General features: G+C 54.9%; 1 protein-coding gene. It reads right to left on the bottom strand.

What is annotated here, in order from left to right; all coding sequences use genetic code 11:
* On the bottom strand, positions 1–1,268 hold a 1,268-nt coding region (bamA, locus tag BLU05_RS25815; RefSeq protein WP_091886925.1), incomplete at both ends, for an outer membrane protein assembly factor BamA.

The following is a 1,268-nucleotide window of genomic DNA, read 5'->3' as shown; positions in this document are numbered from 1 at the left end:
TGATCAGGCTGCGAGCCTGGAGCAGTCGAGATGTTGACGGTCTGGAAGAATTCAAGGTTTTCCAGACGCTTCTTGGCACGCTGGATCAGAACCTGATTGAATGCATCGCCTTCGCTCACATCGAATTCACGACGGATAACGTAGTCGCGTGTCTTCTCATTGCCGCGGATTTCGATGCGCTCGAGATAGGCGCGCGGACCCTGATCGATGTTGTAGACGACCGAAATCGTGTGGTTTTCGAAGTTGCGGTCGCCGCGTGGCTCGACCTTGGCAAAGGCATAACCCTGACCAGCAACCTTTTCCGACAGCTTGATGATCGAATCTTCAACTTCCTTGGCGTTGTATGTATCGCCTTCGGATGTCTGCACGAGACCGTTCAGCTTGGATGTATCAACACCCTCAACCGAGCTCTGGATTTCAACGCCGCCGAACTTGTACTTCTCACCTTCATCAACCGTGACGGTGATCGTGTACTCATTGGTCGCTGCATCAAGATTGGCTGTCGACGAGACAACGCGGAAATCCGCATAACCACGATTGTAATAGAACCGGCGCAGTGATTCTTCGTCAGCGCGCATGCGGTCTTCACTGTACACGTCATTGCGTGTCAGCCAGGACAGTGGGTTGGAGCGCTTTGTCGAGATAACGTCGCGCAGACGGCGTTCACCAAAAGCCTGATTACCGACAAACACGATATTGGCGATCTTGGTGCGGTCGCCTTCATTGATTTCGTAAACAACGTTGACGCGGCCCTGACCCAGATCCATCAGGCGCGAACTAACAGTGGCATCACTGCGACCGACATTGCGGTAAGCGGCGCGGACGGCCTCGGTGTCGGCATCAAGTGTTGTCTGGTTGAATGCATCGCGTGACTTCAGCTGTACGGCCTGAGCCAGCTGCGCGTCCTTGATCTTCTTGTTGCCCTGGAAAATGACCTGATTGACAACCTGATGCTCGGACACGGTGACGATAAGCGCGCCGCCGCCTTGCGTGATGCGCACATCGCCGAACAGGCCCGTTGCGAACAGGCGCTTGGTGGCGGCATCAATATCATTGTTGGAGAAAGGCTTGCCTGGCGTAATGCCGAGATTGTCCTTGACCGTCTGGGCATCAACACGGGTATTCCCGCGCACTTCAATGCGGCTGACTGTTGCTGCATGAGCTGCTGTAATCCCCGCAATCGTGGTGACGATTGCTCCCGAACTTACAAGAGCCGCTGAAATGGCGAGCGCCGACGCTGCACCAACGAATTTTGAACTTGCCGCCAT

It is taken from the genome of Phyllobacterium sp. OV277, assembly GCF_900104355.1.
GTDB lineage: Bacteria > Pseudomonadota > Alphaproteobacteria > Rhizobiales > Rhizobiaceae > Phyllobacterium.
Note: the sequence above shows the minus strand (reverse complement) of the source record. Positions and strands in the feature narration are given on the sequence as shown.